The 16166-nt window shown below is 56.3% G+C and carries 10 protein-coding genes and 1 other annotated feature; of the genes, 8 read left to right on the forward strand and 2 right to left on the reverse strand.

Going from position 1 to position 16166, the window contains the following annotated elements:
• Positions 1–146: 146 nt before the first annotated feature.
• The 8 genes from PGS25_RS08900 (at position 147) to PGS25_RS08935 (ending at position 12148) form a co-directional block, all read left to right on the forward strand.
• The gene (locus PGS25_RS08900; protein WP_117751462.1) at positions 147–1406 is read left to right on the forward strand and encodes a saccharopine dehydrogenase family protein; all 1260 of its coding nucleotides are present in this window, start codon (positions 147–149) and stop codon (positions 1404–1406) included.
• Between the two features lies 1 nt (position 1407).
• Positions 1408–2538: a carboxynorspermidine decarboxylase gene (gene nspC / locus PGS25_RS08905; RefSeq protein WP_118647888.1), complete on the forward strand. Its 1131-nt coding sequence runs from the start codon at positions 1408–1410 to the stop codon at positions 2536–2538.
• A gap of 997 nt (positions 2539–3535) precedes the next feature.
• Positions 3536–3747 (forward strand) — a binding site (T-box leader).
• Between the two features lie 80 nt (positions 3748–3827).
• Entirely contained in the window at positions 3828–6449 is a 2622-nt protein-coding gene (locus PGS25_RS08910) for a valine--tRNA ligase (protein WP_270418338.1), read from the forward strand.
• 135 nt (positions 6450–6584) lie between these two features.
• Entirely contained in the window at positions 6585–8018 is a 1434-nt protein-coding gene (locus tag PGS25_RS08915; RefSeq protein WP_270418340.1) for a MerR family transcriptional regulator, read from the forward strand.
• 113 nt (positions 8019–8131) lie between these two features.
• Positions 8132–8989 carry a glucose-1-phosphate thymidylyltransferase RfbA gene (rfbA, locus tag PGS25_RS08920; protein ID WP_270383616.1) on the forward strand — a complete coding sequence of 286 codons (858 nt, stop codon included), beginning with the start codon at positions 8132–8134 and terminating at the stop codon, positions 8987–8989.
• A 13-nt stretch (positions 8990–9002) separates the two neighbouring features.
• The gene (locus PGS25_RS08925; protein ID WP_117488921.1) at positions 9003–9455 is read left to right on the forward strand and encodes a YjbQ family protein; all 453 of its coding nucleotides are present in this window, start codon (positions 9003–9005) and stop codon (positions 9453–9455) included.
• 569 nt (positions 9456–10024) lie between these two features.
• Positions 10025–11185, forward strand: coding sequence for a CobW family GTP-binding protein (locus PGS25_RS08930; protein WP_270418342.1), 1161 nt, complete (start codon positions 10025–10027; stop codon positions 11183–11185).
• A 12-nt stretch (positions 11186–11197) separates the two neighbouring features.
• A complete protein-coding gene (locus tag PGS25_RS08935; RefSeq protein WP_118478320.1) occupies positions 11198–12148 on the forward strand; it encodes a TIGR03943 family putative permease subunit in 951 nt (316 codons plus the stop codon).
• A 568-nt stretch (positions 12149–12716) separates the two neighbouring features.
• Here the strand turns inward: PGS25_RS08935 and PGS25_RS08940 are convergent.
• Together PGS25_RS08940 and PGS25_RS08945 are read right to left on the reverse strand one after the other, a co-directional pair.
• Complete coding sequence (locus tag PGS25_RS08940; RefSeq protein WP_270418343.1) at positions 12717–14129, reverse strand: sodium-dependent transporter; 1413 nt, start codon at positions 14127–14129, stop codon at positions 12717–12719.
• A gap of 278 nt (positions 14130–14407) precedes the next feature.
• Entirely contained in the window at positions 14408–16054 is a 1647-nt protein-coding gene (locus PGS25_RS08945; RefSeq protein ID WP_117488913.1) for a tryptophanase, read from the reverse strand.
• Positions 16055–16166 lie beyond the last annotated feature (112 nt).

A 16166-nucleotide genomic window follows, 5' to 3' on the forward strand; every position in this document is an offset into this window, starting at 1 on the left:
CAGTTCGCGCGCCCCGCTCAGCCGGTGCAGAGAAACAGGCTGCCGCCTGCGCAGTTCCGTTCGCTTCTCAAGCGGCAGTTTAACAAATAAAGACCATTCAATAAATCTAAATTATATATACAGTTAAAAATGAGGAGGAATTAACAATGGGAAGAGCATTGATCATCGGCTGCGGCGGTGTAGCCGGCGTAGTTATCCACAAGTGCTGCCAGAACAGCGACGTTTTTGAGGAAATTATGATCGCATCCCGCACCAAGAGCAAGTGCGACGCCATCAAGGAGAAGCTGGACGGTACGACTGCAACCAAGATCCGCACCGCCAAGGTGGACGCGGACAACGTGGACGAGCTGTGCGCGCTCATCGACGAGTACAAGCCGGACATCGTGATGAACATTGCGCTGCCGTATCAGGACCTGACCATCATGGATGCGTGCCTCAAGTGCGGCGTAAACTACATGGATACGGCAAACTACGAGCCGGAGGACACTGACGATCCGGAGTGGCGCGCCATTTACGAGAAGCGCTGCAAGGACGAGGGCTTTACCGCGTACTTTGACTACTCCTGGCAGTGGGCATACAAGAAAAAGTTTGAGGACGCCGGTCTGACCGCTCTGCTCGGCTCCGGCTTTGACCCGGGCGTAACGCAGGCGTACTGCGCTTACGCACAGAAGCACCTGTTCGATGAAATCGACACCATCGACATTCTGGACTGCAACGGCGGTGACCACGGCTATCCGTTTGCGACCAACTTCAACCCGGAGATCAATCTGCGTGAGGTATCCGCACCGGGTTCGTACTGGGAGAACGGTCACTGGGTTGAAATCCCGGCGATGAGCATCAAGCGCGAGTACGACTTCGATCAGGTCGGCCACAAGGACATGTACCTGCTCCACCACGAGGAGATCGAGTCTCTGGCGAAGAATATTCCGGGCGTGCAGCGCATCCGCTTCTTCATGACCTTCGGTCAGTCCTATCTGACCCACATGAAGTGTCTGGAGAACGTCGGCATGCTGTCCACCACCCCGATCGAGTTTGAGGGCCACCAGATCGTGCCGATCCAGTTCCTCAAGGCGCTGCTGCCCGATCCGGCAACGCTCGGTCCGCGCACCAAGGGCAAGACCAACATCGGCTGCATCTTCACCGGCAAGAAGGACGGCAAGGAAAAGACCGCCTATATTTACAACGTCTGCGACCACGAGGAGTGCTACCGTGAGGTCGGCTCGCAGGCCATCAGCTACACCACCGGCGTTCCGGCGATGATCGGCGCGGCGATGCTGCTGACCGGCAAGTGGAACAAGCCGGGCGTGTACACGGTGGAGGAGTTTGATCCCGATCCGTACATGGAGGCGCTGAACAAGTGGGGTCTGCCGTGGCAGATTAACGACAAGCCGGTGCTGGTGGACTGATATGAAATTTACTGAGCTTCCTACGCCCTGCTACCTGCTCGATGAAAACCGTCTGGTGCAGAATCTGGCCGTCCTGCGGGACGTTGCCAGACGCACCGGCGCGAAGATCCTGCTAGCGCAGAAGGCGTTCTCGATGTTTTCCGTGTACCCGCTGATTCGGGAGTATCTGGCGGGCACAACGGCCTCCGGTCTGTACGAGGCACGGCTCGGTCATGAGGAATTCGGCGGCGAGACCCATGTCTACGCGCCGGCCTACGCGGAGGGCGAGTTCCGCGAGATTCTGGAGTACGCCGACCACATTGTGTTCAACTCGTTCACGCAGTGGAAGGCCTACGGCAGCCTTGCCCGCGCGGCAGGGAAGAGCTGCGGCCTGCGGCTCAATCCGGAGTGCTCCACGCAGCCGAGCGACCACGCGATGTACGACCCGTGCGGTCCGGATTCGCGCCTCGGCATTACGATAGAGAATTTTCAGCCGGAGCTGCTCGACGGCATTGAGGGCTTCCATTTCCACACGCTCTGCGAGCAGAATTCGGACGATCTGGTGCGGACTGTCGCTGCATTTGAGCAGAATTTCGGTCAGTATATGGACGGCCTGAAATGGATCAACCTCGGCGGCGGCCACCATATCACCCGCGCGGATTACGATGTGGAAACACTGGTGCACTGCATTGATTATCTGCAGAAAAAGTACAAGGTGCAGGTTTATCTGGAGCCGGGCGAGGCCGTTGTGCTGAATGCGGGCTATCTGGTCGCCACCGTGCTTGAGGTGATGCACAACCATAAGGACATTGCGATTCTGGATACCTCGGCGGCGTGCCACATGCCGGACGTGCTCGAGGTGCCGTACCGTCCGCCGGTGTACCGCGGCGGCGAGCCGGGGAAAAAGGCGTTCACCTATCTGCTGACCGGCCGCTCCTGCCTCGCAGGCGATGTCATCGGCGAGTATTCGTTCGATGTGGCGCTCGGCGCCGGTGAGCAGGTCGTGTTCGAGGACATGGCGCTCTACACCATGGTCAAGACCAATACGTTTAACGGTATGCCGCTGCCGCTCATCGCGGTAAGACGCGCCGACGGCACGGATGAGGTCGTGCGGATGTTTGGGTATGAGGAGTTCAAGCGGAGACTTTCGTAAGTTCCTGCCGGGCGGGAGCCTGTTTCTCTGCACCGGCTGAGCGGGGCGCGCGAACTGCGTGAGCGTGTTCGCCCTTAACGGGCGGGGAGGGGTTCGTTGAACCTCAGCAGGGAGTGCGCCTACCCGGCGGGGGCACAAGAGGGTAGACACCTACGGTTTCCACCCTCTTGTGAATCACCCCTTTCCCTTGGAGGGTCTGGCGCAGATTGCCGACATGTGACCGCTGCGAAATAGGGGAACGGCAGTCGGGTTACCGAAGCGTGTCTTTCTCCGCCTTTTCGCAGTTCACAGACAACGTACTGCTACACATACGGTTTACTCTACGCAGGCGCGGCATAACCGTGCCGCGCAACTCTTTAACACGTTATACCGCATGGCACCTACGAATTAAGCGTTTGGTACAATTTATCTTCGCAGGCCCTGTCTATTATAACGTGCTGACGACTTGCGCGACACTGTTATGTCGCGCCTGCTTAGATGAAATCACATGTGTAGCAGTAATGTATCTGACACTGCGAATATGTTGAGAAAGACACGGAAGAAAAAATCCTCTGTCGTTCCCCTTTTCGAAGCGGTCACATATAGGAAATCTGCGCCAGATTAGGAAGCAAGGGAAAGGTAGGAGTTCAAAGAGGAAGGGAAACCGTAGGTGTCCCTTCCTTTTTGCCCCCGCGGCGGGCGCCGCAACGTCCCCGCCGTCCGCAGACGGCGAATCCCCTCACTGAGGTTCAGCGAAAAACCTGCCGCCCGGATAGGGCGAACACGCTCACGCAGTTCGTGTGCCCCAGTCAGCCGGTGCTGAAAAACCTGCCGCCCGGAAAGGGCGAACCCGCCTGCGGCAGTTCGTGTGCCCCAGTCAGCCGGTGCTGAAAAAAACTGCCGCCCGTTAGGGGCGAACCGCCCACGCGGTTCGCGTGCCCCAGAGGGTCGGTGCCGGAAAACAAGGGATATCCCTTGACAAACCCGGATTTAACAGCTATAATATTAAAGTTAATACACAAATGCAGTGAAAAAGAGGAGTATTTTTCCTTTGCGCGTTTAGAGAGGGTGCGGTCGGTGCAAGCACCTCGGCGGGGAAGAAGAAGGTCGCTTTGGAGCAGAACAGCCGAATGTTCGTTAAGCTGTTCCGTCTAACCCGCGTTACGGGGCAACGAGTGCGCGTCTTTACGCGAATTCAGGTGGTACCACGGAGCATACTTCGTCCTGTTGTCGGGATGAGTATGCTCTTTTTTGTTTACACAGAGGTATCCCGCATGTATATCGTAAATCAAATTGAAGGAGATAGATCAATGAGCGAACTGCCTAAGACCTACGACCCGAAATCGGTCGAGGACAAGCTGTACAAGTTCTGGGTCGATTCCGGCTTCTTCCACGCCGAGGTCAATCCGGACAAGAAACCGTACACCATCGTTATTCCGCCTCCGAATGTTACCGGCCAGCTGCACATGGGCCATGCATTCGACGAGACCCTGCAGGATATCCTCATCCGCACCAAGCGCATGCAGGGCTACGAGGCACTGTGGATGCCGGGCACCGACCACGCCGGTATCGCAACCCAGATCAAGGTAGAGGAGAACCTCCGCAAGGAGGAGGGTCTGACCCGTTACGACCTCGGCCGCGAGGAGTTCCTTAAGCGCGTCTGGGCGTGGAAGGACAAGTTCGGCAGCCGCATTATCAGCCAGCTCAAAAAGCTCGGCACCTCCTGCGACTGGGACCGCGAGCGCTTCACCATGGACGAGGGCTGCTCCAAGGCGGTCCGCGAGGTATTCGTAAACCTGTACAACAAGGGCCTGATCTACAAGGGCCACCGCATCATCAACTGGTGCCCGCACTGCGCGACTGCGCTGTCCGACGCCGAGGTTGAGTACGAAACCCAGCCGGGCAAGCTGTGGCACATCCGCTATCCGCTCGCGGACGGCTCGGGTGAGCTGGTGGTTGCGACCACCCGTCCGGAGACCTTCATGGGCGATACCGGCGTTGCTGTCAACCCGAACGACGAGCGCTACAAGCACCTCATCGGCAAGACCTGCATCCTCCCGATCATGAACCGCGAGATTCCGATTTTCGGTGACGAGTACGTTGATATGGAGTTCGGCACCGGCTGTGTTAAGGTTACGCCGTGCCACGACCCGAACGACTTCGAGATGGGCCAGCGCCACAACCTCGAGCAGATCCTCGTGTTCAACGAGGACGCGACCGTCAACGCAAACGGCGGCAAGTACGAGGGCATGGACCGCTACGAGTGCCGCAAGGCGGTTGTAAAGGACCTCGAGGAAGGCGGCTGGCTCGTCAAGATCGAGGACCACGAGCACAACGTAGGCACCTGCTACCGCTGCGGTACGACCGTTGAGCCGATGACCTCGGCACAGTGGTTCGTCAAGATGGCGCCGCTCGCCAAGCCCGCTATGGACGTAGTAAACGAGGGCAAGACCAAGTTTGTGCCCGACCGTTTCTCCAAGACCTACCTGCGCTGGATGGAAAACGTACACGATTGGTGTATCTCCCGTCAGCTGTGGTGGGGTCACCGCATTCCGGCGTTCTACTGTGAGGACTGCGGCGAAATGACCGTCTCCAAGACCGACGTATGCACCTGCCCGAAGTGCGGCGGCACGCATATCCATCAGGAGGAGGACGTACTGGATACCTGGTTCTCGTCCGCTCTGTGGCCGTTCTCCACGCTCGGCTGGCCGGACAAGACCAAGGAGCTTGACTATTTCTACCCGACCTCTACGCTCGTTACCGGCTACGACATTATCTTCTTCTGGGTTGCCCGCATGATCTTCTCCGGTGTGGAGCACATGGGCGAAACCCCGTTCGAGACGGTTTATATCCACGGTCTGGTGCGCGATGCACAGGGCCGCAAGATGTCCAAGTCGCTCGGCAACGGCATCGACCCGCTCGAGGTCATCGACCAGTACGGCGCGGATGCGTTGCGCTTTACCCTCGCAACCGGCAACAGCCCCGGAAACGATATGCGTTTCTCGGATGAGCGCGTGCAGGCGTCCCGCAACTTCTGCAACAAGATTTGGAACGCATCCCGCTTTATCCAGATGAACCTGACCATCGACAAGGATAAGGCAGTCCAGCTGCCCGCAGACCTTACCATCGAGGACAAGTGGATTCTCAGCAAGTTCAACACACTGGTTGCCGATGTTACCCGCAACATCGACCAGTACGAGCTGGGTCTGGCGGCTGCCAAGCTGAACGACTTCATCTGGGAGAACTTCTGCGACTGGTATATCGAGATTGCAAAGACCCGTCTGCAGACCGGCGACGAGAACGTACAGAAGGTGCTCTGCTATGTGCTGAGCGGCGCGATGCAGCTGCTGCACCCGTTCATGCCGTTCATCACCGAGACCATCTGGCAGGCGCTGCCGCATGAAGGCCCGTCCGTTATGGTATCCGCATGGCCGGAATACAAGGACGAGCTGCACTTTGCCGCGGAGGAGGCACAGATGGAGAGCCTGATGGACGCTGTCCGCGCCATCCGCAACCGCCGTGCCGAGATGAACGTACCGCCCTCCAAGAAGGCCAAGGTGCTCATCCTGACCGAGAAGAAGGATACGTTCTCCGCAGGCGCAGGCTTCTTCCCCAAGCTGGCATACGCTTCCGAGATTGAACTCATCGACGCCGTTCCGGCGGACGCTGCCAAGATGGCATCGGTTGTCACCGGCGACGCACAGATCTATATGCCGATGGGCGACCTCATCGACTTCGAGGCCGAGCGCGCACGCCTCGGCAAGGAGAAGAGCAAGGTCGAGGCGGATATCGACTTCGTTATGAAGAAGCTGAACAATCCGAAGTTTGTCGATAAGGCACCCGAGAAGGTTGTTGCAGCCGAGCGCGAAAAGGCCGAAAAGCTGCGCGAGCACCTCGCAAAGCTGGAAGAGTCGATTGCAGCGCTGAATTAAGCTGCATTAAGCTGAACTAAACATAAAAAGAGTGGAGTTTCTCCACTCTTTTTTCTTAACATTTTCCCCGAAAACACTTGACTGTAAACCCACTTTATCCCTTATAATGTAATCAATAGAAGGGAAGGTGATCGTATGAACATAGCGGAAGCAGAGCGCAGGACGGGATTATCCCGGGCGAACATCCGGTTTTACGAGAAGGAAGGCTTACTCAAGCCGACACGCGGCGAGAACGGCTACCGCGACTACACCGAGGACAATGTACAGACACTGCGGAAGATCATGCTGCTGCGGCGGCTGCGCCTGAGCGTGCCCGACATCCGCGCCATCGAGAGCGGCGAGAAAGCGCTGCCCGAGGCGGCGGCAGGCCAGCTCGACGTATTGCAGGGGGACATCCGCGAGAGCGAACTGGCGTATGCGATGTGCCGCGCCATCTGCGAGGACAGAGCGGAGTGGAACGGGCTGGATGTAGACCGGTACCAGTCCATCGTGCTGCCCGCAGACGACCCGCGCGAGAAAGACCGCATTCCGCCGGTCGGCTGTCCGTGGCGGCGCTTCTTTGCCCGCAATGTGGATGCCGGACTGTATGGGCTGCTGTGGTCGATGCTGGCACAGTGGGTGTTCCGCATCAATCCGGAGAATTTTATCCAGCTCACGGCGAGTCTGGCGTGGATGCTCGCGTGCGGGTATGTCAGCTGGCTGCTGACGTTCGTGTTCGAGCCGGTGCTGCTGCATTACTGGGGCACAACGCCCGGCAAGTGGATCTTCGGGCTGTCCGTCCGCGATGAGGACGGAGAAAAGCTGTCCATCCGCACCGCATATGCCCGTTTGTGGGGCGTGTTCGGCTACGGCAACTGCTATGCGCTGCCGGTCTTCGACTGGTACTACAAGTACAAGTGCTACCGCGCGTGCAAAGAAGAGGAGCTGCCGTGGGATTTGGAGAACGGGTGCAGCATCGTTGTCCGCGAGCGGGAGGTGCGCTGGTATCGCGTGGCGCTGTACCTGCTGGTGCTCGTGCTGCGAGCAGCCGCAGGTTACGGCATTGACCTGTACGCCAAGCTGCCGCCCAATCGCGGCGAGCTGACCCTTGCGGAGTATGTGGAGAACTGCAACGACTGCCTGCATTATAATCAAGGGATGGCAGCGTATGTCCGGCCGGACGGCAGCTGGAATAGCGACGTGGGAATGGGCGGCAGGTATTTCTTCTCGCTGGGCGATTCTGTATCCGATGTGACGGTCGAAACCGATGCGGACGGCTATGTGCAGTCTGTGACGGTGGTTTCGGATTCGCAGAACGGCTCGTGCGGCTATCAGGAGCGCATGACGGTGTATTACGCCTTTGCGGCCGCGTATGCCAAATGGAGCTGGCTGTATGCCGCCCACATGAGGGATGACATCATTGACGACGGCTGGGAATATGATGCACCGGATACGAAAAACGTCAAGGAGGCGCATCTCGACGGGCTGGATTTCCGGTACGAGTATGAATTCAGCGGCGCATCGCGCGATAACGCCGTGGACGGAAAGCCGATGCCGTATCATTCGGTGCTGACGATTGAGAAAGAGTGAGGAGTGGAGAGCGAAGTGCTCTCCACTCTCTGCTTTATTAGAAAATTGCTTTCTTATTTGCCCAAAGTGTGCTATACTAATCTCACAAAACCATATAGATAGAGGAATAGCCAATGAAAGGAATCATTCTTGCCGCCGGTAAGGGCTCGCGCCTGTACCCGATGACACGTCCGGTATGCAAACCGCTGCTGCCGGTATACGATAAACCGATGATCTACTATCCGCTGGCTGCGCTCCTGCAGGCCGGTATCCGCGATATTCTCATCATCATCCCGCCCGGAGAGGAAGGCCCGTTCTACCGTCTGCTCGGTTCCGGCGGCCGCTTCGGCGTCAACATCACCTACGAGGTGCAGGAGGTTGCACGCGGCATCGCGGACGCGCTGCTCATCGGCTCGCAGTTCATCGGGGATGACTCGGTTTGCCTTGTTCTGGGCGATAATATCTTCTATTCCCCCAATTTCCAGAGCTATCTGGACCGTGCCGTGCAGATGAAATCCGGCGCCTGCGTGTTCGGCTACTATGTCGATGACCCGCGTGCGTTCGGCGTTGTGGAGTTTGATGGTCAGGGCCGTGCTATTTCCATCGAGGAGAAGCCGCGCTATCCGAAGTCTAACTATATCATTCCGGGTCTGTATTTCTACGATAACTCGGTTATGGAGATTGCCCGCGGACTCAAGCCCTCGGCAAGAGGCGAGCTGGAGATTACGGATGTCAATATCGAGTACATGAAACGCGGTCAGCTGCACGTTGAAAAGCTCGAGCGGGATTTCGTCTGGCTGGATGCCGGTACCGCCGAGAATCTGCTCGAATCTGCACAGGTTGTCCGCCGCGTGCAGGATGAGAGCGGCCGCTACATCGCCTGTCTGGAGGAGATTGCGTACGCGCGCGGCTATATCAGCCGTCAGACGCTGCTCCGTCACGCCGCCGACCTCAGCAAAACGCTGTACGGCCGCTACTTAGAGTGCCTCTAAAGGAGAATCGCAAATGCCTGTTTATACCGAAACCAAAACCTACAAAACCAAGGCCCACATGGGCATGATCGACGTTACCGATGACTTCCGCGCAGCGGTGCAGAACGCCTGCCGCAAGACCGGCATGAAGTCCGGCACGATTACCGGCTTTACCACCGGCGGCGTTGCCGGTCTGACCACGCTCGAGTTTGAGCCGGGTATGGTCTACCATGACCTCAAGGCGGCGATGGACGTCTTTTCGCCCTACCGCGATGAGACCGGTGCGGTCATTCATTACCACCACCACGATACCTGGCACGATGATAACGGCTCGTCGCACATCAAGGCGGCGCTGCTCAGCCCGTTTATCGTTATCCCGTTCGTGAATGGCGAGATCACCATCGGCCCGTGGCAGAATCTGACCCTTGTGGAGTGCGATACCCGCAACCGCGTGCGGGATATTGTCTTTCAGGTGATGGGAGAATAAATCAAATTGAGAATGGAAAGTGGAGAACGGAAATGAGTTCCGTTCTCCATTTTTTGTGCAAAAAAATAAAAAAACGCCTGTAAAGGCGGTTGATTGACAGATTTCTGCAGGATATGCTATACTATAAGCGGATGTTGTTCCATTAGCGGTCAGATCTTCTTTCTTTCCTCAGTTCGAGGAGGAAAGGAGGTGGCGCGGATGCAGAAAAAGGCAGTACAGCTGTTGGTATGTGCAGTGATTTTGCTGTACATTTTCTGTATAAAAGCACGATGACCGCTCGGATTAGGGCCCGAACGGTCATCTTAGTTTAACTATGATACGGAAAGGTCTGGTTGCTTAGCAACATCCCTTGGGTATATTATACCCGCAGAACCTCGGTCTTGTCAAGCGACAGGGCCGGGGTTTTGTTGCGTCGCGGCTCTCAAACACGCCGCGCAGCCGGAAAGATTAGCGTCCGCTAACCAAATAGCTTTTCTTTTTTCGATAAATGTGGTATAATATAAGCGTTCGGAAAATTTAAGTACGGTTTGGGAATCCCTGTGCCGTGCATAGAAATGGAGCGACAAAGCATGACTAAAATTGATATTATTTCCGGTTTTCTGGGTGCCGGCAAGACGACTCTCATCAAGCGTCTGCTGGCCGATGCGCTCAAGGGTGAGCAGGTTGTTCTGATCGAGAACGAGTTCGGTGAGATCGGCATTGACGGCGGCTTCCTCAAGGATGCCGGCATTGTTGTAAACGAGATGAACGCAGGCTGCATCTGCTGCTCGCTGGTTGGCGACTTCGGCAAGGCGCTGCACGATGTTGTGGACCGGTACCATCCGGACCGCATCCTGATCGAGCCGTCCGGCGTCGGCAAACTGAGCGATGTTATCGCTGCGGTACAGAACGCGCACCTCGATGTACAGCTGAACAGCTTCGTCACGGTTGTTGACGCGCTCAAGGCCAAGATGTACCTCAAGAACTTCGGTGAGTTTTTCGAGAATCAGGTGGCGCATGCCGGTGCCATCCTGCTGTCCCGCACGGCTGAGTGCCCGGAGAAGCGCCTCGACGAGACCGTTGCCATGCTGCGCGGCTTGAATGAGCACGCCCGCATCGTTACCACCCCGTGGAAGGATTTGACCGGCGAGCAGCTGCTCTCCACCATGGAAGGCAGCCGCGACCTCGTTGCGGAGGTTCTCGAGGAGATCGCGCACGAGCCGCACCACGAGCATCATCATCACCACCATGACCACGAGCATGATGAGCACGAACATGAGCATGAGCATGACCACGAGCATGACCACGAGGAGCACGAGCATCATCACGAGCACGACGAGCACTGCACCTGCGGCTGCCACGATCACGACCATGAGCATGAGCATCACCACGATCATGACCACGAGCACCATCATCACGACCACGACGGTCACTGCTGCTGCGGTCACGACCACGATCACGATGCTGACGAGGTATTCACCTCCTGGGGCAAGGAAACGACCCGCAAGTACACCGAGGACGAGCTTAACGCGGCACTTACCGCGCTCGGTGATGTTACGCTCGGCACCGTACTGCGTGCAAAGGGCATCGTTCCGTGTGCAGACGGCGGCGAGTGGCTGCACTTTGACTACGTTCCGGGCGCACCCGAAATTCGCCGCGGCACTGCCGATTACACCGGCCGCCTGTGCGTCATCGGCTCCGAACTGGATGAGGAGCGTATCGCTGCTCTGTTCGGCGTAAACGAAAAGTGAGGTAACCAGATCATGGCTAACGAACCCATTCCGGTATACGTCTTTACCGGCTTTTTGGAGAGCGGCAAGACCAAGTTCATTCAGGATATTCTCGCGGACCCGAACTTTACCGAGAACGAGCGCACGGTGCTGCTGCTGTGCGAGGAGGGCATCGAGGAGTACGACGAGAAGTGGCTGCTGCACTACGGCACCGCGCTTGTGCCCATCGAGTCCGAGGACCGTCTGACGCCGAATATCCTCAAGCGCGTGGAGCAGAAATACCAGCCGGACCGCATTCTTGTTGAGTACAACGGCATGTGGAAGCTGGAAAAGCTGATGCAGGCGTTTCCTGCCCGCTGGGAGCTGTACCAGATTGTCACGACGGTCGATGCGACCACGTTTGAGCTGTATTCCAACAACATCGGCCCGATGATGTTCGAGCATATCACCACCGCTGACCTTGTTGTGTTCAACCGCTGCACGGACGAGCTGAAGGATATGCTGTACAAGAAGAACATCAAGGCGATGAACCCGCGTGCGGCAATCTATCTGGATGACGTGAACGGCAATTCCGAGGACTACGCCCGCAATATGCCGCTGCCGTTTGACGTGGATGCGGATATCATCGACATCCAGCCGGAGGACTACGGTCTCTGGTACATCGACGCCACCAGCGATCCGATGAAGTATGACGGCAAGACCGTCCGCTTTCTTGCCCAGGCCTACGTCGGCAAGGATGTGCCCGCCGGCAGCTTCGTGCCCGGCCGTTTCGGCATGGTCTGCTGCGCGGATGACGTCACCTTCCTCGGCTTCCTCTGCCGCTATCCCGACCGCGATCAGCTGCATAACCGCGACTGGGTCAAGGTAACGGCGTCCATCACCGTCGAGGAGCTGCCGCAGTACCGCGGTCCCGGTCCGGTGCTGCATGCCATCACGGTAGAACCCGCCGAAAAGGCGAAGGAAGATATCGTGTACTTTAACTGAATCTTCTCCATACAACGTAAAAAGAGACGAGCCTGCCTGGTTCGTCTCTTTTTCTGCTATAACAACAAAAACCGCCTGAAAGGACGGTTTATTGACAATATTCTGTCGTATATGCTATACTGTAAGCAGATGTTGTTCCGATAGCGGTCAGACCTTCTTTCTTTCCTCGGTTTGGGGAGGAAAGGAGGTGTCGCAAATGCAGAAGAAATTGCTTCGGCTTTTCGTATGTGCAGTAATCCTGCTGTACATTTTCTGTATAAAAGCGCACTGACCGCTCGATTAGGCCTCGAACGGTCAGTGACTAAAAATCCTGATTGAATAAGGTCTGACTGCCTGAACAGCATCCCTTGGGTATATTATACCCGAGCAGCCCCGGTTTTGTCAAGTGCGGCAAAGCCGGGGTTTTGCTTTGCATGCAGCGATTACTGCCTGCGGATTGCTAATTTCTAATTAGAAAAGCATGTCCCCCGCCACACAGCAGTGACGGGGGACAAAGACAAAAGGGGGGATACAGACGATTCATAAACCCATGAACGTCTAACGAAAGTCCAGTGGTTAGCTTGAGGGATTAGCCAATGCCACCGTACATAATGCCGAGGATCAGTGCAGCAATTGCACAGATAACGTATACCCACTTACCAAGCGGGAAGAACCAGCTGCCGATGGGCTTCTTAGCGCCTTCGTTAACAGCAGCAAGTGCCTTTTTCTTGCCGAGTACCCAGAAGAACATGATGCCGGCCAGAGCAGCGCCGAGCGGGCAGATGTAAATGGAAACAACGTCCATCCACTGAGAGGTCCACGGCTGGATTGCGATGGAAACGACCAGACCGATTACACCGATGGTGCCAACGGCTGCTGCGCGCTTGAACTTGAACTGCTCCTGCAGGAAGGCGATCGGTGCCTCGTACAGGTTTACGATGGAGGATACGCCTGCGAACAGTACGCAGATGTAGAAGATCGCGCCGATGATACGGCCGGCAGGCATTGCGTTGAATACGTTTACGAGGTAAACGAACATCAGGCCGGGGCCGCCCTTTACGTCGTTGATGCCTTCGCCCAGAACAACTGCCATTGCCGGAATGATAACGATTGCTGCCAGCAGAGCTGCGATGGTATCAAATACTGCAACGTTGCGTGCGGAGGACGGGATATCCTCGCTCTTGGACAGGTAGGAACCGTAGATTACAGAACCGTTGCCTGCAACGGACAGGGAGAAGAACGCCTGACCGAATGCAAATACCCACAGGTCGGGCTTAGCCAGACCGGCCGGATTCAGGGTCAGAATGTACTTATAGCCTGCGGATGCGCCGGGCAGAGTGCCGATGTAGATTGCCAGTACGAGGAACAGACCGAACAGAACAGGCATCATGACCTTGTTTGCCTTCTCAATGCCGCCTGCAACGCCCATTACCATGATGGCGAGGGAAACGACCAGTGCAACGATCTGCCATACGCCGTTGCCGATGCCGAAGAAGCCGGCCGACGCCATTGCCTTGAGGGCTTCGGGAAGCGTTTCTGCCTCCGGTGCGGTCATGCCGAAGGTGCCGCCGATTGCGCCCATATCCGTGCCGAGATTGAACAGGCTGCCGGAGAGGGACATGAAGGTGTACTTGAAGATCCAGCCGAGAACGACCGTGTAGCCGATTGCCAGCATCAATGCACCGATGATCGGGATTGCGCCGATCGCCTTACCGGATTTATCACTGCCGGTGCGCTCCTTGGTACACATGCCGAACGCACCAACCGGACCTGCAGCTGCACGGCGGCCGAGAGCGAACTCCTCGATAACGCCGGTACTGCCGATCAAAATTACAAAGATAAAATAGGGAAGCAGGAAGGTCATGCCGCCGTACTTCTGCACCATGATCGGGAAACGCCAGATGTTGCCCATACCAACCGCAGAACCGATACATGCCAGAATGAATCCCCACTTACTCTGGAAACCATCTCTCTGTTCTAAGTTTTTAGGCTCTTTACTCATTATCTTACACCCCTTTAATGTGTAAATGGATAGAAAAAGGGCGTTCTCTTTGACGCAGAAACTGTTTAGTTTTCTGGCAAAAAGAACGCCTTTGTTCTTTGCTTTCCTGTGCACTTTCCACGCGGCACAGGTTACGCCCTGATTATCAAGTTATAAAAAGGTCAGGAGAAATTCCTGTTATGCAATGCCGCAGCGCCTTTGCTGCAGCATTGGCGGAAATACCGCACAATTTATGCAATTATGCGGTATCGCCTTTGACGAAAGGATGGAACAGGGGATTATTTCTCTTCGTTAGCGTACGGCTCCAGGAATGCATGGAAGTGACGCATCGGCAGATTGTGACCCCAAACAATACGCATGTTCGGAATGTTCTCACGATCCTCGTACAGAGCCTTAACAGCTGCGATAACGTAGTCGAGGTGCTCCTTGGTCAGACGGCTGCGGTCGATTGCGAAGCGAACTACGTTACATACTTCAGCCTGCTGCTCCGGGGTCTTCAGGTCATACTCCATGGAGTAGTCGCCCAGCTCGGATACACGGATGCCGTAGCGGCGGATCAGCTCAAGGCTGAAGCCCTCACCAGCGAAGGTGTCGTGGCCGCGCTTGCCGTCGAAGAACTCATCCATGTTGATGTATACAGCGTGGCCGCCTGCCGGCAGTACAACGCCCTTAACGCCAGCGTCGTAGAAGCCTTCTGCCAGGTAGTTACACTGAGCAACACGCTCGTTCATGTAGTTAAAGTCGCAGGACTCGTACAGGCCAACTGCCAGAGCCATGATGTCACGGCCGGACATGCCGCCGTAGGAATCGTTGCCGTAGCAGGAGATCTGCTTAACCTTCAGCAGAACGCCAACGTCGGTCTTAACGGTGCCGTCTTCGTTGAAGTCGGAGAAGTTCTTCCAGAACAGGCCCTTATCGCGGAATGCCAGCATGCCGCCCATGTTAGCGTGGCCGTCCTTCTTAGCGGACATGGTGAATGCATCGCAGTAAGAGAACATCTCGGTAGCGATCTCAGCGATGGACTTGTCAGCGTAGCCTTCCTCATTCATCTTGATGAAGTAAGCGTTCTCAGCCCAGCGAGCGGTATCAAATACCAGCGGGATGTTGTACTTATGCGCAACGCGGTTGATTTCCTTCAGGTTGCCCATGGAAACGGCCTGGCCGCAAACCGGGTTGTTGGTGATGCAGGTGAAGATCAGCGGAACGTTCTCCGGACCAACAGAGGTGATCAGCTGCTCGAGCTTCTCGATATCCATGTTGCCCTTGAACGGGTTCTTCTCGTAACGGCCGCCTTCCGGTACTTCCCACAGCAGGGTCTTGTTGTACAGGTTACGCGGAATGGAACCCATCTGCTTGATGTTGCCTTCGGTGGTGTCGAAGTGACCATTCGACGGAATGGTGAACTTCTTGCCCGGGTGACGCTTAGCAAGGATGTTGCGAACGATTTCCATCAGAACGGACTCAGCTGCACGGCCCTGCTGGATGATAAATGCGTTCGGGCGCTCCATCTGAGCTGCGCCGCCATTGAACAGGCCGCCTTCGTACTCGCACAGATAAACTTCGTCCATCATCTTCTCAACGTCGCGGCAATCGGTGCGAACGAGGTCGATGATCTTCTTCCAGTTCTTCTCGCCGCCGCGCTCGAAGATGTCGCGGAAGGTGTCGAGCAGAACGTAATAACCGGTGTTGCGGCCGTAAGCCTCGTCGCCGAGGAACAGGCTTGCCCACTGATGATTGGTCATTGCAGTGGTACCGGAGTCGGACAGCATATCAACGGTCAGCATGCCGGACGGGAATGCGAACTCGTTGTAATGAGTAGCCTGAAGAGCGCGCTCACGCTGCTCAACGGTTACTTCCGGAAGATCACGGACTGCGTAAGTAAAATGATGCGGTGCGGGTACGTTCAGCGGATACTGCTTGCTCATAATAAAATTACCTCCATTTTTTTGGCGTTGTTGCCGTTTGTGTTTTGGAGGTACCCCGGTCGTCAAAGCCGGTTTTCCGGTTCCGGCTTTGCCTAGCGGACAGCACCTTTCT

This window comes from Butyricicoccus sp. AM78-15b2TA, assembly GCF_027665985.1.
In the GTDB taxonomy this organism is placed as follows: Bacteria; Bacillota; Clostridia; order Oscillospirales; family Butyricicoccaceae; genus Agathobaculum; species Agathobaculum butyriciproducens.